This is a genomic window from Sphingomonas sp. Ag1 (assembly GCF_000980895.1).
GTDB classification, from domain to species: Bacteria; Pseudomonadota; Alphaproteobacteria; order Sphingomonadales; family Sphingomonadaceae; genus Sphingomonas; species Sphingomonas panaciterrae.
Window position 1 is genome coordinate 107,386 of sequence record NZ_LAZX01000093.1, and the last position, 23,893, is coordinate 131,278.

A 23,893-nucleotide genomic window follows, 5' to 3' on the forward strand; every position below is an offset into this window, starting at 1 on the left:
CGCATTTTGCGGACCGTTCGACGTACGCAGGGTACAGGGGAGGACTTTCTGATGGGGAGCTTTGCGGCTCGCTCGCTTTCGCGCCTGGTGATTGGCGCATCGGTTGCGGCACTGGCGACCGCCCCGGGCATGGCCTGGGCGCAGGACGCGGCAGCAACGGTCGGCAGCACCGGCCCTGCCGAAACGCCCGCCACGGCTTCCGAGCCGACGCAGGGCGAGGACGATATCGTCGTCACCGGCATCCGTGCCTCGCTGCGCCAGGCGATCGACATCAAGCGCGACGCACAGGGCGTCGTTGATGCGATCTCGGCCGAGGACATCGGCAAGTTCCCGGACACCAACCTCGCCGAGTCGCTTCAGCGCATCACCGGCGTGTCGATCGATCGGTCGAACGGTGAAGGTTCGTTCGTCACCGTCCGTGGCTTCGGCCCGGAATATAATCTCGTCACGCTGAACGGCCGTCAGATGCCGACGTCGACGCTGGGTGATGGTGCCAGCGCGCCGGCTTCGCGTTCGTTCGACTTTGCGAACCTCGCCTCCGAGGGCATCGCTGGCGTCGAGGTGTACAAGACCGGCCGCGCGGCTGTTCCGTCGGGCGGCATCGGTTCGTCGATCAACATCCGCACCCCGCGCCCGCTCGACAAGCCGGGCATGCGTGGCAGCATTGCCGCGCGCGGCGTTCTAGACTCCTCGCAGAACGGCAAGAACCAGATCCTGCCGGAAGTTTCCGGCATCTTCTCCACCACCTTCGCTGACGATCGCATCGGCATCATGGTCAACGGCGTGTACCAGCGCCGCAAGGCGAGCGCGAACGAGGCGTTCGTCGGCTTCCGCGACGGCTTCCTCGGCTCGCAGGACGACTGGGGCTCGCTGCCGCGTAATCCGGCGCAGGTGAACCGCCCCTCCGGCAATGACGTCTACGAGATTCCCCAGGAAGCATCGTACAACGTCCGCGACATCGACCGTGAGCGTATCAACGGCCAGGCCGTCTTGCAGATCAAGCCGACCGACACGCTGACCGCGACGGCCGACTTCACCTATTCGCGCAACAAGGTTGAAGTGCGCTCCAACAGCGTTGGCGTGTGGTTCAACTTCGGCGACGTGTCGAGCGAGTGGACCGACGGCCCGGTCGCCGGTCCGGTGTTCTACAGCGAGGCTTTCGGCCCGGGTAAGGACCTGTCGTACAGCGGCGCGCTGAGCGCCAATGTCAGCGAGAACAAGTCGCTCGGCTTCAACCTGAACTGGGAAGCGCCGGGTGGCGTCACCGTGTCGTTCGACGCGCATCACTCGACCGCGGAATCGCGCCCGACGAACGATTATGGCACCAGCACCAACATTGGCAGCGCCGTGTTCGGTGTGGCGCGCCAGACGATCGATTTCCGCAACGCGCTGCCGATCATTTCCTATTCGATGCAGCCCGGCATCGACCCGCTGAACGCATCTTTGGTCACGCCGACCGGCAATTCGTTCCGCAACGCGTATTTCCGTGACGAGATCAACCAGTTCCAGCTGAAGGGCCGGTACGAGCATGAGGGCGCGTTCCTCGACTCGATCGACTTCGGCTTCTCGTACATCGATAACGAAGTGCGGTCGGCCTATGGCTTCATCCAGAACGACACCTGGGGCGGCATCGACCCGCGCGGCGCCAGCTTCGGTGCGGCAGCGACGCCGGACGATCTGTTCAGCCTGATCAGCCTGCCGGACAAGTTCCGCGGCGTGCCGGGCGCCGGCGACGCGGCGCTGCCGCAGCAAATCCTGGGCTTCAACTTCGAACGCATGGCAGAGCTGCTGCGTGGCCAGTACAACATCTGTGGTGCGCCGCAGGTTGGTACGGCCCAGCCGGGTACCTGCCTTGCCGACTTCACCACCGACCGTCGCCTGCGCGAAAAGACGATCTCGCCATACGTCCAGGTGAACTCGAGCTTCGACCTCCTGGCCGGCGCGGCGCACATCATCGCTGGTGTCCGCTACGACCAGACCACCGTTACCTCCAACGCGCTGGTACAGGTGCCGACGGGAACCCGCTGGACGGCAGCGAACGAATTCGCGCTGGTCTATGCGCCGGAGCGCTCGTTCATCACGTCCAAGGGCAGCTACCAGAACTGGTTGCCAGCGATCGACTTCGACATGGAGCCGATCCGCAACGTGAAGCTGCGTGCGTCGTACAGCCACACCATCACGCGCCCCGACTATGGCGTGCTGCAGGGCGGGCTTGAACTGGCGTCGAACCCGCGCATCGGCGGCGGCACCGGCACCAATGGCAACCCGAACCTGATCCCGTTCAAGTCGAAGAATATCGATGTGTCGGCCGAGTGGTATTACAACCGCGAAAGCTACATCTCGGTCGGCTTCTTCAACAAGGACGTGCAGAACTTCATCGGCACCACGCAGATCGACCAGTCGGCGTTCGGCCTGCGCAACCCTGCTGACGGCCCGCGGTATCGCGCCGCACAGGCGGCTCTGGGCGGCACGACGGATGCGATCCAGATCCGCGACTACATTCTGCGCAACTTCCCGGGATCCTCGCAGGTCACCGGCCAGGTTGAAGCAGGCGGGGTGACCTATCTGAACGGCAACATCTTCGGCCTGCCCGAGGACAATCTGTTCAACTTCCAGATCAACCAGCCGTTCAACAGCGACCAGACCGCCAATATCAACGGCTGGGAATTCGCGATACAGCACCGGTTCTGGGACACGGGCTTCGGCACGATCCTGAACTACACGATCGTGAACGGCGACGCGAAGTTCAACAACGCGCTGAACCCGAACACCAGCCAGTTCGCGCTCGTGGGTCTGAGCGACAGTGCGAACGCCGTGCTGTTCTTTGACAAGTTCGGGCTGCAGGCACGTGCTGCGTACAATTGGCGCGCGTCGTTCCTGAACAGCAGCAACGGCTTCGATCCGACCTATGTCGAATCCTACGGCCAGCTGGACGCGAGCGTCGCCTATGAGTTCATCCCTGGACTCACCGTGTTCGGGGAGGCGATCAACCTGACCGGCGAAGCGCGCCGTGGGCATCGTCGATCGGACCGGATGGTCACCTTCTCGCAGCCGGGCTTTGCCCGCTACAGCGCAGGCGTCCGCTTCAACTTCTGATCGGACGCCCGGAGAGCCGCCCTTCCGCGATGGACGGGCGGCTCTTATGGGTGAAACGGCGCGTTGGTGCGCCGACAGAGGTGAGCGTGGGCGTGAAACGGCAGGTCGCCAACATCGTGATCGTCGGCGGGGGCACCGCCGGATGGCTCGCGGCCGCCACGATCGCGGCGTGCGCCGATCCTACTGCGCAACCTCCCGTGCAGGTCACGCTGATCGAATCCCCTGACGTGCCGACGATCGGTGTCGGGGAGGGGACCTGGCCGACAATCCGCCGTACGCTCGCCCGCATCGGGATCAGCGAGGCGGAATTTCTGCTCGCCTGCGACGCTTCGTTCAAACAGGGGTCGCGCTTTGACAGCTGGCGCAATGGGGCGCCGGATGATTCCTACCTTCACCCCTTTTCAGCCCCGGTCGAGGCCGATCCGCGGGCGCTCGTCGCCGCGTGGCAGGCCGGCGAAGAGGAAGGCTTTGCGGCGGCCGTCACGCCGCAGGCGCGGGCCTGCGCACTGGATCTCGCACCAAGGCAGCGGGCAATGCCGGACTATGCCGGTGCGCTGAACTACGCCTATCATCTCGACGCGGTGAAGCTGGCTGCGCTGCTTCGTCGCCATGCGACCCAGCGGCTTGGCGTGCGCCATGTCCGCGATCATGTACTGTCGGTCGACCGCCGCCACGACGGGGACATCGCCGCCGTTCGCTGCCGCGATCATGGCGCGATGGAGGGCGATCTGTTTATCGATTGCACCGGTCATGCCGCGCTGTTGATTGGCGGCGCGCTCGGCGTGCACTTCATCGACCGTGGCCACGAACTATTCAACGACCGCGCCTTGGCCGTGCAGGTGCCGGTGGCGGCGGGAAGTGCCATCGCGTCAACCACCAATGCCACCGCGCATGAGGCAGGCTGGATCTGGGACATCGGCCTGCCGACGCGGCGTGGCGTCGGATGCGTCTATTCGTCGGCGCACCTCACCGATGACGCGGCAGAGGGAATCTTGCGCGCGTATCTCGGGCGGACCACGCCCGCTGCCAATCTGGACGCACTTGCCCCGCGAAAGCTGACGTTCCGTTCGGGACATCGCACGCGGTTCTGGGAGCGCAATTGCCTCGCCATCGGCCTGTCGAGCGGCTTTCTGGAACCGCTGGAGGCGTCGGCGATCGTGACGATCGAACTGGCGCTGGATGCGCTTGTGGCGAACTTTCCCGCAACCCGCGCGAGCATGGATGCGCATGCCGACCGGTTCAACGCACTGTTCCGCTATCGCTGGGACCGCATCGTCGACTTCCTGAAACTTCACTACGTGCTCAGCGACCGCGGCCAGCCCTATTGGCGTGACAATCGCGATCGCTCGTCGATTCCGCATAGCCTTGCCGGCCTGCTGGCGATCTGGCGTGAGCAACCACCCAGCGGGCACGACCTTGGCATGGTGGACGAGGTGTTTCCCGCGGCCAGCTATCAATATGTGCTGTACGGCATGGGCATGGCGCCGCCCCCGCCCGGTCCCATGCGGATCGAGGGCGTGCCCCCCGCGAGCGCTGCACTCCGGCAGGCGGCGCAGCGCGCGCGCGCGCTTGCGGCCAGCCTTCCCACCAATCGTGCCTATCTCGACGTCCTGCGCGCAGATCGGCAGAACGAGATCATCGCATGAACCCCCATCACGCCATTCTGACCCCCGAGGCCCATCGCGACCTGCGCGTCCGCATCGATCGCGACGTAGCACTGGGTGACGGCGTGATGACCAGCGTCGTCATGCCGGCGGAGTTCCGCGATGCGCAGCAGCATTACCCAATTCTCTTCCGGCTGAATGCGGAGCGTGACGATTTCACCGCGCACGCAATCTTCGGCTTTGAGACCGCAGAAAATCTGTTCCTGGAGGGCGCGCGCTGGGACGCCGATTACGTGCCGCTCGCGCTGGATGTGCAGCCCTTCCTGATCGGTGGCCCCGACGCGTCCGGAGCGCGACAGGTCCATATCGACCTCGGCAGCCCGCGCATTGCTGGCGAAGAGGGCGTGCGCGTGTTCGAGCCGGAAGGTACGCCGACGCCATTTCTCGAAACGATTGCCGACCGGCTCGGTGCGCTGCATACCGGTTTTGAGGAGTCGGCGGCATTTTTCGCCGCGCTTCGCTGGCATGATCTTCTCGAGCCGCTGACCCTTGAAGTGACGCTGAACGATGGTTCGACGCACCGACTGGTCGGCTTTCACGTGATCGACGAAGGCCGGTTGCGCGCACTCGACGGCGCGGCGCTGACCGAGCTTCATGGAGAGGGCCATCTGATGCCAATCTTCATGGCCCTCGCCTCGCTCGGCAACCTGCGGGCGCTCGTCGCGCGCAAGAACAAGCGCGACGGCCATGGCTGATCCGGCCGCATCGCCCGGCATCTTTGCGCGCATGGCGGCGGTGCCCGAACGCTCGGTTGCTGATGCGGCCGCGCTAGATGCGGCATTGCGGGATGCCACCGCCCCCTTCGTCGTGCGCGGCCTGGTGCGTGACTGGCCGCTGGTGCAGGCGGGGCAGCAATCCGCACAGGCCGCGCGCGACTATATCGCGGCACGCGCCAAGGACGTCGCGTTCACCGTCTCCGTGGGCCAGCCGGGCAGCGGAGGGCGGCTGTTCTACGACGACACGATGGCGATGAACTTTCGCGTCGGGCGGGGCAAGCTGCACGACATCTTCCGCCACATCGCCAGCGTCGAGGACCAGCCGGACGCCCCGCCGATCTACCTTGCGTCGATCGACATGAAGGCTTTCTTCTCTGGCCTGACCAGCGACAATCCGCTCGCGCTCGGTGATCGCGATCTGCTGAAGAGCATCTGGATCGGCACCAGAACGCGCATCGCCGCGCACAACGATTTTCCGCACAATCTGGCCTGCGTGGCAGTGGGACGGCGGCGCTTCACGCTGTTTTCGCGTGAGCAGTTCCGCAATTTGTATCTGGGACCGATCGACAACACGCCGGCCGGCCGCGCGGTCAGCATGGTCGATTTCCACAATCCCGACCTCGCCGCGCATCCGCGTTTCGCGCAGGCGGCGGAAGCGGCGCAGACCGTGGTGCTGGAGCCGGGCGACGCGCTCTACATACCGTCGCTCTGGTGGCATCACGTGGAGGGCCTCGACCCCTTCAATGTGCTGGTAAATTATTGGTGGCGGGAAACGCCGCGCTGGTTGGGGCAACCGCAGGACGCGCTGAACCACGCGATCATGTCCATTCGCGAGTTGCCGGTGGACGAACGGGCGTATTGGCGCGACATGTTCGATTATTACGTGTTCGGTGACCCCGATCTTCCGCGTGCGCACATCCCGGCGCAGGCACAAAGCGTGCTCGGCCCGCTTGATCCTGAAACGGCCGGGCGGATCCGCGGCTTCCTGTTGCGGCAGCTCAGCAAGTGACGCCGCGCCGGATCGTCATTGCGGGCGGAGGCACCGCCGGCTGGATGGCCGCGGCGGCGATCGCGCGCACCATGGGCCGCGCGGCACAAGTGACGCTGGTCGAATCTGAGGCGATCGGAACGATCGGCGTCGGCGAAAGCACGATCCCGCCGATCGTCGGCTTCAATCGCTTGCTCGGCATCAACGAAGCCGAGTTCATGGCGGCGACCAATGCCACCTTCAAACTTGGTATCGTGTTCGATGGCTGGCGCAATGGCACCGATCGCTACGTTCACGCCTTTGGCCTGACCGGCAAGGATCATTGGGCAGCGGGATTTCAGCATTTCTGGCTCGCTGGGCGCGCCAAGGGGCATCAGGCGCCATTTGGCGATTATTCGGTTGAGCTCCAGGCGGCGCTGGCGGGGAAGTTCGCGCATCTGCCTGACGATCGCCTGAACTATGCCTACCAGCTCGATTCCGGCCTCTATGCGAAGTTCCTGCGCGGGATGGCGGAGCGCGACGGGGCGGTACGGATCGAGGGCAAGATCGCCACGGTACAGCTGGATGGCGACAGCGGAGACATCGCGGCGCTGGTGCTGGAGGATGGCACCGCGATCGCCGGCGACCTGTTCCTCGACTGCACAGGATTTCGCGCCCTGCTGATCGAGGGCGCGCTGCACGCCGGCTTCGATGACTGGACCCATTGGCTGCCGTGCGATTCCGCGATCGCGGTGCAAACGGCGAGCGTGGGGCCGGCGGTGCCCTACACCCGCGCCATGGCCCATGATGCCGGATGGCAGTGGCGCATCCCCCTGCAGCACCGGGTCGGAAACGGCATCGTGTGGTGCAGTCGCTATCTGTCACGCGAAGACGCGCTGGAACGGCTGCTCGGCAACGTCGAGGGTGAGGTGCTGACGCAGCCCAATCACCTGCGCTTCACCACAGGGGTGCGGCGTCGCCAATGGCATCGCAATTGCGTTGCCGTCGGCCTGTCGGGCGGGTTCATGGAGCCACTGGAGTCCACCAGCATCCACCTGATCCAGCGCGCCGTCCTGCGGTTGATCCGGATGATGCCGGCAGCCGGACCGATCAGCCCGCGCGACATTGCCGAGTTCAATGATCAGCAGCACGCCGACATGGTGCAGGTCCGCGACTTCCTGATCCTGCATTACAAGGCCACCGACCGGCGCGACAGCGCGTTCTGGCGGCAATGCGCCGCAATGCCGATCCCCGACAGTCTCGAACAGAAGATCGAGCTGTTCCGCGACACGGCGCGTGTGTTCCGCCGCAACGAGGAATTGTTCGCGGAGCATAGCTGGCTGCAGGTGCTGCTGGGGCAGGGGATCGAGCCGCATGCCTGGCATCCGATCACCGGCAAGCTGACCGACGAGGAACTGGCGCGGCTGCTTCAGACGCTGCGTGCCCAGGTGACGCGCACGGTCAATGGGTTGCCGGCCCATGCCGATTATGTCGCCCGCTATTGCGCCGGCGCGCGCCAGAGCGCTGCCTGAGGATCGTCATGGGGCGTCGCCGGCAGTCGGTCACCATCAAGCATGTCGCCGCCCATGCGGGGGTGTCGTTGCAGACGGTCAGCCGTGTCATCAACAAGGAGCCCAATGTCCGGCCCGAGATGATGCAACGCGTGCAGGAATCGATCGCGGCGCTTGGTTATGTGCCGTCAATCGCGGCGCAGCGGATGGGCGGTTCGCGATCCTATCTTCTGCTGGCTCTGAACGATCGCGACCGCACGATTGCGGACTGGCGCAAGCGCGAGGGGTCCGACTGGATCGACCAGATGCTGCTCGGTGGGATGCTGACCTGCGCGCAGCATGGCTATCGCATGATCTTTGAGCTGGTCGACACGCACAGTGACCATATCGAGCGGGAGTTGTCGGCCGCGCTCGCCGCGCTGCAACCCGATGGCGTGATCCTGACGCCGCCGCATTCGCACAACCCCATGATCACAGACCTGCTGGAAAAGGCGGGGATCGCCTTTGCGCGTATCGGGTCGCTGCGTGACGGGGGCGGGTTCCGGCTGACGATGGGTGACGAGGTGGCGGCGCGCGATGCGACGATGCACCTCGTCGGGTTGGGGCACCGGCGTATCGGTTTCATCGCAGGACCCACCGACTATGAGCTAAGCCATTGGCGGGTCGAGGGCTGGCGCTGGACGATGGAGACGGCGGGGCTTTCCGCCGATGGCCTGCTGGCGAACGGCGATTTCAGCTATGCCTCGGGCATTGCGGCGGCGAAGCAACTGATTGAGGCCGGTGCCACGGCCATCGTCGCGAGTAACGATCAGATGGCGCTCGCCGCGATTGCCGAGGCGCGTGATTGCGGCATGGACGTACCGCGCGACCTGTCCGTGGTCAGCTTCGACGACACGCCCGTCGTCCGCTTCCATCATCCGCCGCTCACCGCCATCGCGCAGCCGATCGCCGAGGTGACGGCGCGTGCCGCCGAATTGCTGATCACCACCGCCGCGGACGCCCGCGACCGTGCGCCGGTGGAGGTGTCGGCGCGGCTCGTGGTGCGGGAATCCACCGCAGCGGTGCCGACCAACCTCTGATCGCGCGTCAGGCCTTGACCATAACCGATAGCAGGTCGTCGACGTTGCCGATGGCGAAGGCGCTATATTCGTCACCGATCGCGTAGGGCAGCAGGATGCGCCGTTTGTGGAGCAGCGCGCCGCAGCTATAGGTGATGTTGGGCACATAGCCACCGCGCTGCTCCGCGCTCGGGAACAGCAGCGGCGATGCCGTGCGCAGCAGCACCTGCGATGGATCCGCCTTGTCCAGCAGGCACGCGCCGATGCTGTAGCCGCGCACCAGCCCGACGCCATGGGTGAATACCAGCCAGCCCTCGTCAATCTCGATCGGGGAGCCGCAATTCCCCATCTGGACGAACTCCCACGGGTATTTCGGTCCCATGATCTGCTGCCCCTCGTCCCAATGGTCGAGCCGGTCAGAGCGCAGCAACCAGATATTCTCATTGTCCTGGCGACCCAGCATGACGAACTTGCCATCGATCCGCCGCGGGAACAGCGCCATTCCCTTGTATGGGGCCAAGCGGCCGGTCAGCGCGCGCATCTCCACCGTGCGCAGGTCAACCCCGCGCAGCAACTCGGCGCGGGCGTGCATGCCGTCATAAGCGGTATAGGTGCCGATGACGCTTCGGGCACCATCATCATCGGTGAAGTTCACCATTCGGAGATCCTCGATCCCGGAACGCTGGCTCGGCAGCACCGGGAACAGCACGGTCTCGGACACGTCGTCGCTGTCGCTGCACAACAGACGCGTCCAGCCATCATGCTCATGATCGATGCGGGGCGGGATGCCGTGTTGGCTGGCCGGATTGACCTCGATGCGGTCGCTGCCGTCCCAGGTGCCGGTTCGGAACGTCACGGAGGAGATATGACCTTCGCCGATCCCGCGCAGCGACAGGAGGAAGGGCATCGCCTCATCATCGGGGCTGGCGTCGGGGACTCGGATGATGCTGGGATTGAACAATGCGGCGGATTCGAAGGCATATTCCTGGCTGAAATATGCTCCGATCAGAAGTCGGTCCGTGCTGTCGATGGTACCGTTGAGATCAAGGGAGGCGGCAACCTCGTCATAGCGGCGCAGGAAGGTTTCGTCGGCGTTGCGATGGCGTTCGTGCATCGGCACGGCCAGCAGCATGCGCATCCGGGCGCGCAGTGCTGGCGGCAGCGACAGCAGCCGCTGCGCAACCTGTTTCATGCGGGCGGGGCGCCCGTCCGCCATGTCGTCGGGATAGTCGAAGCTGAACGGGCGGATCACGGTGCGGGAGGGATCGGGTTTCAGCTCGATATCCAGCGTGGTGAAGACGTCCGCTGCTTTCATCAGGTCACCCCATTCCGAGTAGAAGATGATGAAGAACGGTCGAGATCGCCTGATGGTGCCTCGCCGGCATCATCGCTGGCCTCTGCGCGATCATCATTGGCGAAAAACAGCCGCCGCGCGGGTACCGCCAGCCGGATGGAGGCATCGTTCAGCCCCTCATAGATCGACAGCAAAAGGTCCTGCCGGATGACGGTGCTTTCGCCAAAGTCGCTGACCGCGATATAGGCGAAGATCTCCACCTCCAGCGCGTTCTCGCCGAAATTGGTGAACCTGGCGCGCGGGCCGTCCTGCAGCACCTTGTGGTGGCCTTTCAGCGCCCCCTCGATCAGGTCGACGGCTGCGCGAATCTTGTCGGGCGGGGTGTCGTAATCGAGCCGGATCACCGGATTGAACAGGAAGCGGTCGCGCTTGGCAAAGTTCTCGATCTGGCGGGACGAGAAATCGCCGTTGGGGATGGTGACGATCGTGCGATCGTTGGTGCGGATGCGGGTGGAACGGATCCCCACGTCTTCAACGGTCCCGACGACATCGCCGACGCGGCAGAAATCACCGACCTGCACCGGACGATCCGCAATGACCGTGACGCTGCCCACAAGATTTTCGACCGTCTTCTGCGCGCCGAGCGCAAGCGCGATACCGCCGATACCCAAAGCAGCAATGCCGGTGGTCACATCGATCCCGAACGTGTCGAGCACCGCGACGATGCTGAACACCAGCAGCAGGATCTTGGCCGCGCGGCGCAGCAGGGTGACGACCGACACCGCCTGGCGTCGTGCGCGCCGTGTCATGCGCGCGATCGTGACGTCGGCGATTGCGTCGACCAGTCGCAGCCCGAACCATACCAAGGCAATCGCCGCGACACCGCCGGCGTAACGAAGCAGCGTCTGCCGGGCGACGATCGCCACCTCCAGCCGCTCCGCCCAGCCGTAAAAGGCGATGACCGCGATGAACAGGCTCAAGGGCGGCAGCGCGGCGTGGAAGAAACGGTACACGCCGCTGGAATCAGGATCGGTGATGCCGCGCCGCATCAGCGTCAGCGCCAGCGTGGCGAGCAACCGAAGAACAACAAAGCTGAGCGCCGCGATGCCGACGAGCAGCCCCCAATCCTCCGCCGGCGCACCCGCCACGGTGACGCTTGGCACGGCGGTCGGCTGAAGCGGCACGACCTGCGCGGCTGGGACCGTCATCAACCGGCGAATCGTGTCGTGTGAAATTTGCCAGACGCGCCGCCCGTCGGCCTCGCGCTGGACCAGGAAGATCGGCGCCTCGCCCTCACCGATCCGCAGGTCGCCGACCAGTTCACGGTCGACCGGCAGATTGTCGTCGATCCTGCCGCCGGGTTCGTTGGACAGGCCGGCAAAGGGCGTCAGCGACCCGCCGCTATCGAGCAGCCGCTGCAGACGACGCGCAAGCTCCGACGCGCCGTCCAGAACGCGCGGATCCTGCTGCACCGGCAGGTCGAAATAATTGGCCGCCCGCGCGTAATCGCGTTTGGCCAGCGCCTCGATCAGGCCAGTGACCGCGGCGCGCGGTGTTTCACGACCGAAAGGATCGGCCGGTACTGCAGGCGCGGTGCTGTTCGATGGGGCGGTTTCCTGCGCGGGTGCGACGGCCGGGGCCCCCGCGACAATCAGCAGCAGCAGAAGAATTTGCCGGAAGGTACGAACCACGAAAACCTGCTTGATCGAGGGAGCTGCCCAAAGAACGCGTCTATCGCGCTTACGGTCACACGGGTCATGGCGACTGGGGAACAACTGACCGTGGCGAGCAAACCATGTTGGGTGATGTTGCCGCGTGGCGGGTTGATAGCGGACAGAATGTCCGCTTATAGCGCCGCGGCATCGGCAGCATGAAAAGGCCTCATGAGCGACCAACCGCATCAGACCGCCGGCGACACGTCGATCATCGAGACGCCGGAGGCACAGGGTGAGACAACGCCGCGCCGTCGCCTCAGCGGACGCGCCCGCCTGATTCTTCTTCTAGTGCTGTTGGCAGCGATACTCGGCGGCGCGCTGTGGCTGGTGCGGTATCAGACCAGCGGCAAATTCATGCAGGAGACCAATGACGCCTACATCCGGGCCGATCTGGTCACCATCGCGCCCAAGGTGAGCGGCTATGTCGCCGAGGTGCTCGTTGCCGACAATCAGGACGTGACTGCGGGGCAGCCGCTCGTCCGGATCGATCCGCGATCCTACCGCGCGCAGGCGGCGCAAGCCGAAGCGCAGATCGCGCAGGCGGAGGCGAGTGCCAACGCCAGCCGTGCCCAGATTGCGCAGCAGCGCGCGGCGATTGAGCAGGCGCAGGCCCAGTTCGCCGCGGCGCAGGCCAAGGCACGCTACGATGCGGACGAGGTGCGCCGCTATACGCCGCTCGCCGAGTCGGGCGCCGAGAGCCGGCAGCAACTCGCCCAGCTGCGCGCTGCGGCCGATCAGTCGGCGGCGAATGCACGCGCGCAGGCCGCGGCGCTTGCCGCGCAGCAGCGCCAGGTCGCGACACTGGAGGCGCAGATCGGCCAGTCCCGCGCCCAGCGGCAGGGTGCCGCGGCACAATTGGCGGCGGCGAACGTGGACGTGTCGTCGACGGTCATCCGGTCGCCCGTGGCAGGTCGCATCGGCGACAAGACCGCGACGGTCGGCCAGTTCGCCACGGCCGGGACGCGATTGATGTCGGTGGTGCCGCTGCGCCAGATTTATGTGACCGCCAATTTCAAGGAAACGCAGCTCGCCCTGATGCGTCCCGGCCAGCCGGCGACGATCAAGGTTGACGCCCTTGACGGTACTGAGCTGCGCGGACGCGTCGCCAGCCTGTCGCCAGGAACGGGTGCGCAATTCTCCTTGCTGCCGCCACAAAATGCGACCGGCAATTTCACCAAGATCGTGCAGCGGGTGCCGGTGCGGATCGCGCTTGAGGCGAGCCCCGCCGCGCGTCGCCTGCTGGTGCCGGGCCTGTCGGTAACGGTGACGGTCGACACGCGCAGCGCCAAGGGACAGTTGGATCAGATCCGGTCGGAGCAGAAGCGGCTGTCGGAACGGAGCCGCTGAGCATGGCGAGCGCGGCGATCTCGCCAGCGGCGGCGCCACCTGAACGCGCCGATGTGTCGGCGTGGGTGGCGGTCGCGGCCGGCACGTTAGGCGCGCTGATGGCGACGCTCGATATCTCCATCGTCAATTCCGCGCTGCCCGTCATCCAGGGCGAGATCGGCGCCAGCGGCACCGAAGGGACATGGGTCGCCACCGCCTATCTCGTGGCGGAGATCGTCGTCATCCCGATGGCAGCATGGCTACAGCGGCTGCTGGGGCTTCGCACGTTCCTATTGACCGCGGCGGGGCTGTTCACGCTGTTTTCGGTCGTATGCGGTACTGCCACGACGCTGACGATGATGATCATCGGGCGGGTGGGGCAGGGCTTCACTGGCGGCGCGATGATCCCGACGGCGCAGACGATCATCGCGCAGCGCCTGCCGCCGCGCCAGCAGCCGATCGGCATCGCCTTGTTCGGGGTGACCGCGATCCTCGGCCCGGTGGTGGGTCCGCTGGTCGGCGGGTGGCTGACCGAGAATATCAGCTGGCACTATGCCTTCTTCATCAACGTGCCGATCTGCGCCGTGCTGGTGACCATGCTGCTCGTCGGGCTGAAGCATGAAAAGGCAGACATGACCGAGCTGGGCAATGCCGACTGGCTGGGCATTGCGGGCCTCACCCTCGGGCTGGGCGGCCTCACCGTCTTCCTGGAAGACGGGCAGCGCGAACAATGGTTCGATTCCGGCCTGATCCGGCTGATGACTTTGATATCATTGGTCGGCTTCGTGCTGCTGTTCATCGGGCAGCGCACGGCAACCCGGCCGATCATCAAGCTCAGCCTGCTGCTCGACCGTCAGTTCGGCTCGGTCGCGTTGATGGGACTGGTGCTCGGCATGGTGCTGTACGGCACATCCTACGTCATCCCGCAGTTCCTCGCTGCACTGGCAGATTACAATGCCCTGCAATCGGGGAAGGTCGTGCTGCTGTCGGGCCTGCCCAGCCTGGTCATGATGGCGATCGTGCCGTTCCTGCTGCGCAGCGTCGATATCCGGCTGGCGGTGGGCGCGGGACTGCTGATCATGGCGGGATCTGCCTTTCTCGACTCCGGCCTCACCACCGAGACGAGCGGCAGCGACTTCACCGTGTCGCAGCTGATGCGCGGCGTGGGGCAGATACTGGGCATGTTGTTCCTGAGCCAGGCAGTGGTGCGATCCGTGCCCGCGGCCGACGCCGGCGATGCATCGGGATTGTTCAACGCGGTGCGCAACCTGGGCGGCAGTTTCGCGCTGGCCGGCATCTCGATCCTGCAGGAGCAGCGGCTGTGGCTGCACTCGCGCCGGATGGAAGAAACGCTGAACGCCAATTCGCCGATGGTGCAGGATTATGTCGGCGGGCTCAGCCAGTCGCTCGGCAGCACCCCCGCAGCACTCGGCATGATCGCGCAGCAGGTTCAGGCGCAGGCGCTGGTCATCGCCTATAACGATATCTTCTGGATCATGGGGGTGGGTACGTTGATCGTGCTGCCGCTGGTCCTGTTCCTTCGTCCACTGCCCAAGGACGCCGCGCCAGCGGCGATGCACTGATGCGTACATCTGCTTTGCTCTGCCTCCTGCTGCTCGGCGCCTGTACGGTCGGGCCGGACTATAAGGGGCCGCCGGCGGTCGGGGCCGATGCGGCGGCGCGGGGGCAGTTCGTCCGCGGCAACGAGGCGGCGGTGCGGTCGCCGGGCGTGGCGCGGTGGTGGGAGACGCTGGGCGATGCGACGCTCGACCGGCTGGTCGATGACGCGCTGGCGTACAGCCCGAGCATCGCTGCGGCAGAGGCGCGGATCCGGCAGGCGCAGGCGCAGGCGCGGCAGCAACGCGCCAATCAGGCGCCGAGCATCAGCGCCAATGGCACCTATCTGCGCGCCCAATTGCCCGGCATCGATCTGGCCGACGACAGCGGGGGATCGGGCGGTGGCGGGTCAGGATCGGAGTCAAATGGCCTCGATTTCTACAACCTTGGCCTGAATGCCTCGTGGGAGCCCGATCTGGTCGGCGGCGTGCGCCGGGGGATCGAACAATCGCGCGCCGCGGTCGGGCAGCGTTACGCCGATCTGGCGGATGCACAGGTGAGCCTGACCGCGCAGGTGGCGCAGGCGTACGTCAATTATCGCGATGCGCAGGAGCGTATCGCGCTGAACGCCCGCTCGTCCGAGCTCCAGCGCCAGTCGCTGGCGCTGATGGAGCAAAGGCTGGCGGCGGGCACGGTGTCGGCCCTGCAGGTCGAACGGCTGAAGACCGACCTGGAAAGCACGGAGGCGCAGGCGATCCCGCTCACCGCGCAGGCGGACGAATATCGCGACGTGCTGGCGTTGCTGACCGGCCGTACGCCCGGCGCGCTGGATGCGACGCTCGCCGCGCCGGTGCCGGTGCCGCTGCCCCCGGCCAAGGTGGCGGTGGGCGATCCCGCCGCGCTGATCGCCAGTCGGCCCGACATCCGTGCCGCCGAACGAGCACTTGCCGCCAGCACCGCCGCAATCGGGGTGAACGAGGCGAAACGCTATCCCGCGATCCGGTTCATGGGGATCCTGGGCATGGGTGGTACGTCGCCCGGCGATGTGCTGGACCCGGGCAATCTGACGACGCTGCTGGCGCCGCAGATCAGCTGGTCGTTCCTCGATCTCGGGCGCACCGCCGCCGCCGTCCGCCAGTCCGAAGCACAGCGCGACGAGGCAGAGGCCAATTACCGCCAGACCGTTCTGACCGCCTTGCAGGATGCGGAGACGAGCCTGTCGCGTTTCGCCGCCACCCGGCGGCAGCTCGCCCGGCTGGCGAGCGCCGAGCAATCGGCATCGCGCGCCGCCGCGCTGAACCGGCAGCGGGTGGAGGCGGGCACCAGCACGCTGATCGACCAGCTCGATGTCGAGCGGCAGCGACTGTCCGCAGCGATGGCGGTGGCGCAGGCCAAGGCACAGCTGACCAACAGCTTCGTCGCGGTGAACAAGGCGCTGGGGCTGGGATGGGCGCCGGTGGCAGGCGGGGAGCAGCCCGGCGGGTAGCTGATCCCCCGCTAGCGCGGGGCGAGCCCGCGCAGCAGGAGATCGAGCGCCTCGGCAATTTCCGCCTCCACCGCGTCATTCACCTGCTTGTCGACGATGAAGCCCGACATCATCCGCATCGCGGTGACGAGGTGGCGCGCGGTGACGTCGGGCCTGAGCTCCCCCGCCGCGATGGCACGTTCCACCGCCGTGGCGAACAGCCGTTCCAGCCGGTCGCCGAGCGCGGCAAAGGCGGCGAGATTGTCGCGCGACAGCTGCATGTCGAGCCGGAGGCGGGTGAACAGCTGCCAGGAGAACAGCCCGTCGCGCACCAGCAGCGGCAACAGCTGCGCGATCGGCTTGGTGGGATCGAACCGTTCCTCGAACGCGGACACCTGCCGTTCGAAGATGGCGAAGGCGAGGTCGAGCCGATCCTTGAAATTGCGATACAGGGTGCCGCGCCCGACGCCGGCGCGCGCAGCGATATCCTCCAGCGGGACACCGAAGCCGTCGGCGTCGAAACACGCCGCGGCGGCCTCCAGCAGCGCTTCCCGCCGGGCGCGTGCATCACGGCGCATGGCGGCATGGTCCGGTGTCGCGCGCGATCATGGCCACTGATTAGGCGGGCGTTCGCGCGGAAGGCAACCCGCAGGCGGCACAGGAGCAGCGCAGGAGCGGCGCAGGAGGAGGGTGCCTGGAGTCATAACTCGGCGGCATGAACGCCCGAAGCCTAAGCAGCGCTGCGGATGCGCATATCCGCTATTACGGCGGGGACGCTTATCGGGCAGGTGGCGCCGCCATACGCTGCGCGGCGTTCCGGCGCAGCGGACGGAAGGCTGAGGGCATGAGTAACGTCCTGATCGAAATCCGCGTCGACGATGCGTCAGGGCTGGCCGCGGCCATCGCCGGCGGCGCCGACCGCATCGCGCTATGTTCGTCGCTGGCGCTGGGCGGGCTGACGCCGACGCCAGGCCTGCTGCGGCAAGCCGCACAATCGCCGGTCCCGGTGCGCGCGATGATCCGGCCGCGCGAGGGCAATTTTTCCTATGATGCGGCGGAGCGTGCCGCGATGCTGCACGATATCGATGTCGCGCGTGCCGAGGGCCTGAGCGGCGTGGTAATTGGCGCGCTGACCCCCGACGGCGAGCTGGACGTGGCGTTGCTGGAGGAGATGGTCGCCCGGGCGGTCGGCATGGACGTGACGCTGCATCGCGCGGTCGACCTGCTGCCCGACCCGGTGGCTGCGGTGGAGATCGCCGCCGAGCTTGGCATCGCCACCATCCTGACGTCCGGTGGCGCCCGCACCGCGGCGGCAGGGGCGGCCACCATTGGCCGGATGCGCGCGCAGGCGGGCGACCGGGTGGAGATCATGGCGGGCGGTACGATCCGGGCGACAGACGTCGCCGCGCTGGTCGAGGAGACCGGCGTTCGCGCGGTTCATGCCGCCGCATCCCGCCCGCGTGTCGCCTGGGCCCCGGCGCTGCGGCTGGGGTTTGAAAGCGAGCTTGCCCGCACCACCGACTGGGAGGAAGTGGCGCGGCTGCGCGCCGCGCTGCGCCGACCTGCCACCATGCGCCCGGTGCCGATCGCCGCCCCGCCGGCCAAGCCCGATCCGGCGGGCACGTTGATGCACAACGAGGCGGGTGAGGCGCCCGAAGCCGCCGCCCGCTTCCTGGCGCGCAACAGCGCAACGATCGCGCGGCTGGCGGCGCGATTGCGGCGCGACCCGCCGCCGTTCATCGTCACCTGCGCGCGCGGATCATCCGATCATGCGGCGACGTACGGCAAATATCTGTTCGAGACCAAGACGGGGATCACCGTCGCCTCCGCCGCGCCGTCGATCGCGTCGCTATATCGCGCGCCGCTGGAGGCCAAGGGCGCCTTGTGCCTGGCGATTTCGCAATCGGGCCGCAGCCCCGACCTGCTGGCGACGGCGGCGGCCTACAAGGCCGGTGGCGCCTTGGTCGTCGCGATGGTCAATGACGAGGAATCGCCACTGGCGGCGTGCGCCGACGAGGTGCTGCCGCTGTGCGCCGGGCCGGAGCGATCGATCGCGGCGACCAAATCCTATATCACGACGCTGGTCGCGCAGGCCGCGCTGGCAGCAGCATGGGCGAGCGACGCAGCGTTGCAGGAGCGGCTGGCGGCGCTACCCGATGCGCTGTCGCGCGCCTTTGCGCTACGCTGGGGCGCGGCGATCCCGCCGCTGGTCGGCGCGCGTGACCTGTTCGTGCTGGGGCGCGGCTATGGCTATGCCGTGGCGCTGGAGGCGGCGCTGAAGTTCAAGGAAACCTGCGGGCTGCATGCCGAGGCGTTTTCCGCAGCCGAGGTGCGGCACGGGCCGATGGCGATCGTCCGGCGCGGCTTTCCGGTACTGGGCTTTGCCAGTTCGGATGCGAGCGGCGACGATGTGCGCGACGCGGCGGCCTTGTTCGCCGAGCGCGGCGCGGTCACATTGCTGGCGGATGCCGGGGGGAAGGGCGTGTTGCCGGCCCTTGCCTGCGACCCGGTGCTGGAGCCGATCCTGCAGATCCAGAGCTTTTACCGGATGGTGAATGCGCTGGCGATCGCGCGCGGGAACGATCCCGACGCGCCGCCGCATTTGAGGAAAGTGACCGAGACGCGATGAGCAAGATCCTGTTCGAGAACGGCACGGTCGTGCTCGGCGAGGGCCGTGTCGCCGACCAGCTGCTGATCGAGGGCGGCCGCGTCGCGGATGCCGGCACCGATGCCGCAGGCGCGGAGCGGGTCGACCTGGGGGGCGGGTGGCTGCTGCCCGGGTTCATCGACACGCAGGTGAATGGCGGCGGCGGCGTCCTGTTCAACGACGATCCCAGCGTGGCGACGATCGCCACCATCGGCGCGGCGCATGCGCGGTTTGGCACGACCGGTTTCCTGCCGACGCTGATTTCCGACACGATCGACAAGATCGACCGCGCGATGCGCGCGACCGAGCAGGCGATCGCGGCGGGCGTGCCCGGCGTGCTGGGCATCCATATCGAGGGGCCGTTCCTGAACCCGCGCCGGCGCGGCACGCATGATGCGGCGCATTTCACCCGGCTCGACGCGGAGAAGATCGCGCTTCTGTCCAGCCTGACGCATGGGCGCACGCTGGTGACGCTGGCGCCGGAAATGACCACGACGGCGCATATTCGCGAATTGGTGGCGGCGGGGGTGATCGTCGCGGCGGGGCATAGCGACGCCGATTATGCGACGATGCGCGGCGCGTTTGATGCCGGGGTGACGGGCGTCACGCATCTGTTCAACGCCATGTCGCCGCTGCATCATCGCAAGCCCGGCGTGGTGGGGGCCGCGATCGAGAATCAGACGGCCTATGCCGGGCTCATCGTCGACGGGCGGCATGTCGCGCCGGCCGCGCTTCGCATCGCGCTTGCCGCGCGGCCGCATGACCGCTTTATGCTGGTCACCGATGCGATGCCGCCGGTCGGCACCGATGCCGATCATTTCGTGCTGCAGGGCAAGACGATCCGCATCGAGCAGGGCGTGTGCGTCGAGGAGGATGGGACGCTGGCGGGATCGGCGCTCGACATGGCGACGGCGGTCGGCAATGCGGTGCGGCTGCTGGGGCTGGATGTGGCGGATGCGTCAATGATGGCGTCGGGCGCGCCGGCGGCCTTCCTGGGGCTGGGCGATCGCGGCGCGTTGCTGCCGGGGATGCGCGCCGACCTTGCGTGGCTGGGCGCGGACTTCCGGCCGCGCGGCACCTGGATCGGTGGGGAGCGGGTGGCGGCAGGGGGCAGCGCCGCTGCGTCCCCGACCGCCACGATGGCTTGACGCTGGGACACTTGCTGTTCGATCAGGGACGCATGTTCAAGCACTTCGCTGCCTCGCTCACGCTCGCCGCGCTCGCCGCCGGCGCGTCCGCCCAGACCATCGGCCAGCAGACCGCCGGCGCCCAGCCAGTCGCCCAGCGGCAGGTGGGCAGCGCCACGCTGTCGGGCGTGCCGGAAATCCCGGCCGATGTGCGCGAGGCGGTGCAGCGCTATCAGAACAGCCGCGCGGCGCAGTTCGAGGATTGGCTGCCCGACGGCTCGATGCTGATCGCGACGCGGTTCGGCGCGACGCAGCAGTTGCATCATGTGGCGAAGCCTGGCGCGACGCGCACGCAGGTCACCTTCGGTGCGGAGCCGATCGCCAGCGCCACCGTCGTCCCGGGCACCGACCGCTTCGTGATGACGCGTGATACCGGCGGCGACGAATGGTTCCAGCTGTACACCCGCGGCCTGACCGGCACGGCGCAGCAGCTGACGCAGGCGGGCACGCGCAACGGATCGCCGGTGTTCAGCAAGGACGGCAGCCTGCTCGCCTGGGCGCGCGCCACCAAGGGTAGCGCGGCCTATACGATCCTGGGCGTCGACCCCAAGGCGGGCGGCACGCCGCGCACGCTGTATCAGGCGGATGGCGCAGTGGCCCCGGCGGATATTGCACCGGACAAGTCGCGGCTGATCTTCGTGCGCAGCCTGTCCAACCGCGAGGACCAGCTGTTCGAGCTCGATCTCGCCACCGGCAAGGCGCGGCGTATCGCGCCCAAGGCGGAAGCGGCGGTGTATGAATCGCCGCGCTATCTGCCGGGCGGCAAGAAGATCATCGCCATCTCCGACCGCGGCAACGACACGCGCCAGCTGGTCGAGATCGACCTCGCCACCGGCGCGCAGGTGGTGCTGACGCCGGGGCTGACGTGGGACGTCGAAAGCTATGACCTGACCGACGATGGCCGCGTGCTGGCCTATGCGGTGAACGAGGACGGTTTCTCGCGCATCGTCGTGCAGGATCGGATCACGCGGCGCGCGCTGCCGCAGCCGACGCTGCCCAAGGGCGTGCTGACGGCGCTGAAATTCTCGCCCGATGGCAAGCAGCTGGCGATCGGCCTGACCTCCGCCACCTCGGCCGGGGACGTGTGGAGCTGGGACGTCGATGGCGGGGAGCTGACGCGCTGGACGACGTCGGAACTGGGCGATCTCGATCCCGCGCAGCTCGCCGAGCCGGAGCTGATCCGCTTCAAGTCGTTCGACGGGCTGTCGGTGCCGGCCTTCGTCTATCGACCGAAGGGCGTGCCGGCGGGGACGCGGACCCCGGTGATCATCGATATTCACGGCGGGCCGGAGGCACAGACGCGGCCGATCTGGAATTATGGCGCGCAATATTTCGCCGACGTGCTGAAGGCGACGGTGATCCTCCCCAACGTCCGCGGCAGCGACGGCTATGGCAAGCGCTACCTCAATCTCGACAACGCCGAGAAGCGCGAGGATTCGGTGAAGGACATCGGCGCGCTGCTGGACTGGATCGGGCAGCAGCCGAACCTCGATGCCAATCGCGTCGCCGTTTATGGCCAGTCCTATGGCGGCTACATGAGCCTTGCCGTGATGACGCATTATTCCGACCGGCTGGTCGGCGGCGTCGAGCGCTATGGCATCAGCAACTGGATCACCTTCCTCGAGAATACCGAGGCCTATCGCCGCGACAATCGCCGCGCCGAATATGGCGACGAGCGTGATCCCAAGATGCGCGCCGTGCTGCAGCGCGTGTCGCCGATCACCAACGTCGATCGCATCAAGAAGCCGATGCTGGTGATGCAGGGCGCCAACGACCCGCGCGTGCCGCAGCTTGAGTCCGACCAGGTGGTCGAGAAGCTGCGCGCGAACGGCAACGAGACCTGGTACGTGCTGTTCGCCGACGAAGGCCATGGTTTCCTGAAGAAGCCGAACAACGATCTTCGCCGCGAGGTGGAAACGGTGTTCCTGCGCCGTCTGTTCGAGCAGCAGCCCGCGCGCTGATGCCGGCGCTGCGCCGGGCGGCGGTGGTTGCCCGGTGTGCCGGTACGTAGATTATCGCATCGGCAAGCCGGCCCGTCGGGTCGATGCTCCCGGCCATTACGCTGGGAGAGTAAGATGCGTCTGATCGTCGCCGGAGCCCTGATCGCGACCACCGTCCTTGCGCTGCCATCCCAGGCGCAGGGGCCCCCAGGACCCCCGCCCGGACGCCCGGGCGGACCGGGCATCCGTCCGCCGCAGGGCGGCCCGCCACCAGGACCGCCGCCGGGCAATCCGTGGCGACCAGATGGCGGGCCCGGCGCCCGTCCGCCGGGAATGCAGCCGCCGGGTGCCCGTCCGCCAGGAATGCAGCCGCCCGGTGCCCGTCCGCGCCCGCCCGCGCCGTTGCCGCCCGGTTGGGGGCGCAACCGGAACCAGTGGCGGCGCTATGACTTCGATCGCCCGCCGCCCGGGCAGCCATGGTATTATGCCGACCATTTCTATCGCGACGGCCGCTATTACCGGCCCCGCCGGCTGGGGCCGTATGACCGCATCTATCGCGGATACAACGGCCGCTATTATTGCCGCCGCAGCGACGGCACGACGGGGCTGATCATCGGCGGCATCAGCGGCGGGATCCTGGGCGGGTTGCTCAGCAACGGCGATTCCAGTCCGCTCGGCGCGCTGATCGGCGCCCGGGCTGGTGCGGCGCTGGGCACGGCGATCGACCAGGACCAGGTGATCTGCCGCTGACCGGATGAGGAAGGATGTACGACCGCTGGTCCCCGCCGGGGCTGGCGGTCGAGCCGTGCGCACGGGGCGTCGCCCAGCCGCGGTTCATCAACGGGAATGATATGGCGGCCGGTGCGTTGGTGTGCATCAACATGCCCGCGCATCATCTGCAGCTGAAGGAGTTCCCGTTGCCTGCCGTTCCGATCATCCCGCACGCCCGCCGCGATGGTGCCTGCCCGGCGCCCGTATCAAGGCGCCCCGCGACCGGCGGCCGGCGCCAGTGGGCGTGGCTGTTGCTGCCGGCGATGGCGATCGGCCTGTCGGCTGGCAGCGCGGCATCGGCGCAGGAATATGCGACGCGCGATGTCGGCGACTGGACGGTGGCCCCGAGCAGCGACCGCAGCGGGTGCTTCCTGACGCGCACCTATCGCGGGCCGCGGCAGACCACCTTGCTGTTCGGGCTCGACACGGACGGGAGCAACCGGCTGACGCTGCTGAACCCGAACTGGTCGTCGATCCGGGAGAAGGAGGAGCTGCGGCTGACCTATCGCTTTTCGGGCGCCGCCTTTCCGAACCGCGCGGCGATCGGGATTGCCGCCAGCGGCCGCAAGGGGTTCGTGACCAGCTTCGGCGACGCCTTTCCACGCACGCTGGCCACCTCCGCCTTTCTTCATGTGCGGCGCGGCGACGTGCCGGTGGAGGAGCTGACGCTGGACGGCAGCGGTGCGGCGATCGCGGAACTGCGCAAGTGCGTCGACGTGTATCGCGCGACGCCGGCCAAGGCGACGAAGGCGGCCAAGGACGACGGGCGGATCCCCTTGGATCCGTTTGCCGCGAAGCAGCGGCGCGATTCGAAAAGGTAGTATCGCGCCCCTAGATGGTTCAGCCTTGGTTCAGGCGTGCAGTTAACCTAAGCAATAATACTAACGATGACTAAGTTAACGAGGAGTGGTAGGGTGAGGAAGAGATCATTTCATCGTGTGATCGCCCCAATTCGCCGCCTGCTCTATTGCAGGAATGT

General features: G+C 67.0%; 17 protein-coding genes. 14 read left to right on the forward strand and 3 right to left on the reverse strand.

Going from position 1 to position 23,893, the window contains the following annotated elements; genetic code table 11:
• Positions 1-51: 51 nt before the first annotated feature.
• The 6 genes from XM50_RS12300 to XM50_RS12325 all read left to right on the forward strand — a co-directional run bounded on the left by XM50_RS12300 (position 52) and on the right by XM50_RS12325 (position 9,033).
• Entirely contained in the window at positions 52-3,096 is a 3,045-nt protein-coding gene (locus XM50_RS12300) for a TonB-dependent receptor (RefSeq protein WP_046409854.1), read from the forward strand.
• Positions 3,097-3,188: 92 nt separating this feature from the next.
• Positions 3,189-4,742 (forward strand): tryptophan halogenase family protein, encoded by a 1,554-nt coding sequence (locus XM50_RS12305; RefSeq protein ID WP_046410014.1) that lies wholly within the window; start codon positions 3,189-3,191, stop codon positions 4,740-4,742.
• Complete coding sequence (locus XM50_RS12310; RefSeq protein WP_046409856.1) at positions 4,739-5,455, forward strand: SapC family protein; 717 nt, start codon at positions 4,739-4,741, stop codon at positions 5,453-5,455. Before XM50_RS12305 ends, XM50_RS12310 begins: the two co-directional genes overlap by 4 nt.
• Complete coding sequence (locus XM50_RS12315) at positions 5,448-6,485, forward strand: cupin-like domain-containing protein (protein ID WP_046409858.1); 1,038 nt, start codon at positions 5,448-5,450, stop codon at positions 6,483-6,485. Before XM50_RS12310 ends, XM50_RS12315 begins: the two co-directional genes overlap by 8 nt.
• On the forward strand, positions 6,482-7,975 hold the full coding sequence (locus tag XM50_RS12320; RefSeq protein ID WP_269430570.1) for a tryptophan halogenase family protein: 1,494 nt from the start codon (positions 6,482-6,484) through the stop codon (positions 7,973-7,975). Before XM50_RS12315 ends, XM50_RS12320 begins: the two co-directional genes overlap by 4 nt.
• An 8-nt stretch (positions 7,976-7,983) precedes the next feature.
• Positions 7,984-9,033, forward strand: coding sequence for a LacI family DNA-binding transcriptional regulator (locus XM50_RS12325; protein WP_046409860.1), 1,050 nt, complete (start codon positions 7,984-7,986; stop codon positions 9,031-9,033).
• A 7-nt stretch (positions 9,034-9,040) separates the two neighbouring features.
• Here XM50_RS12325 and XM50_RS12330 read toward each other — a convergent pair whose 3' ends face one another.
• A complete protein-coding gene (locus XM50_RS12330) occupies positions 9,041-10,327 on the reverse strand; it encodes a glycoside hydrolase family 130 protein (RefSeq protein WP_046409861.1) in 1,287 nt (428 codons plus the stop codon).
• Positions 10,327-11,997, reverse strand: coding sequence for a mechanosensitive ion channel family protein (locus XM50_RS12335; RefSeq protein WP_156167250.1), 1,671 nt, complete (start codon positions 11,995-11,997; stop codon positions 10,327-10,329). The genes XM50_RS12330 and XM50_RS12335 overlap by 1 nt, the downstream gene beginning before the upstream one ends.
• 192 nt (positions 11,998-12,189) lie before the next feature.
• On the opposite strand from XM50_RS12335, the gene XM50_RS12340 reads away from it, so the two are divergent.
• The 3 genes from XM50_RS12340 to XM50_RS12350 are packed head-to-tail and all read left to right on the forward strand — an operon-like array spanning position 12,190 to position 16,390.
• Complete coding sequence (locus XM50_RS12340; protein WP_082103040.1) at positions 12,190-13,368, forward strand: HlyD family secretion protein; 1,179 nt, start codon at positions 12,190-12,192, stop codon at positions 13,366-13,368.
• Positions 13,369-13,370: 2 nt separating this feature from the next.
• On the forward strand, positions 13,371-14,930 hold the full coding sequence (locus tag XM50_RS12345) for an MDR family MFS transporter (RefSeq protein ID WP_046409864.1): 1,560 nt from the start codon (positions 13,371-13,373) through the stop codon (positions 14,928-14,930).
• The gene (locus tag XM50_RS12350) at positions 14,930-16,390 is read left to right on the forward strand and encodes an efflux transporter outer membrane subunit (RefSeq protein WP_046409866.1); all 1,461 of its coding nucleotides are present in this window, start codon (positions 14,930-14,932) and stop codon (positions 16,388-16,390) included. The genes XM50_RS12345 and XM50_RS12350 overlap by 1 nt, the downstream gene beginning before the upstream one ends.
• A gap of 11 nt (positions 16,391-16,401) precedes the next feature.
• Here the strand turns inward: XM50_RS12350 and XM50_RS12355 are convergent, their stop codons facing one another.
• Positions 16,402-16,947 carry a TetR/AcrR family transcriptional regulator gene (locus tag XM50_RS12355; RefSeq protein ID WP_052742561.1) on the reverse strand — a complete coding sequence of 182 codons (546 nt, stop codon included), beginning with the start codon at positions 16,945-16,947 and terminating at the stop codon, positions 16,402-16,404.
• A 266-nt stretch (positions 16,948-17,213) separates the two neighbouring features.
• On the opposite strand from XM50_RS12355, the gene XM50_RS21045 reads away from it, so the two are divergent.
• The 5 genes from XM50_RS21045 to XM50_RS12380 all read left to right on the forward strand — a co-directional run bounded on the left by XM50_RS21045 (position 17,214) and on the right by XM50_RS12380 (position 23,735).
• Entirely contained in the window at positions 17,214-18,998 is a 1,785-nt protein-coding gene (locus XM50_RS21045; RefSeq protein ID WP_186313886.1) for a copper homeostasis protein CutC, read from the forward strand.
• Complete coding sequence (nagA, locus tag XM50_RS12365) at positions 18,995-20,164, forward strand: N-acetylglucosamine-6-phosphate deacetylase (protein WP_046409868.1); 1,170 nt, start codon at positions 18,995-18,997, stop codon at positions 20,162-20,164. Before XM50_RS21045 ends, nagA begins: the two co-directional genes overlap by 4 nt.
• A 32-nt stretch (positions 20,165-20,196) precedes the next feature.
• Entirely contained in the window at positions 20,197-22,164 is a 1,968-nt protein-coding gene (locus XM50_RS12370) for a S9 family peptidase (protein WP_046410024.1), read from the forward strand.
• Positions 22,165-22,506: 342 nt separating this feature from the next.
• Positions 22,507-22,893, forward strand: a complete 387-nt coding sequence (locus XM50_RS21050) for a glycine zipper 2TM domain-containing protein (protein ID WP_052742562.1) — start codon at positions 22,507-22,509, stop codon at positions 22,891-22,893.
• Positions 22,894-22,907: 14 nt separating this feature from the next.
• Positions 22,908-23,735 (forward strand): hypothetical protein, encoded by an 828-nt coding sequence (locus tag XM50_RS12380; protein WP_231621965.1) that lies wholly within the window; start codon positions 22,908-22,910, stop codon positions 23,733-23,735.
• The last annotated feature ends 158 nt before the right edge of the window (positions 23,736-23,893 follow it).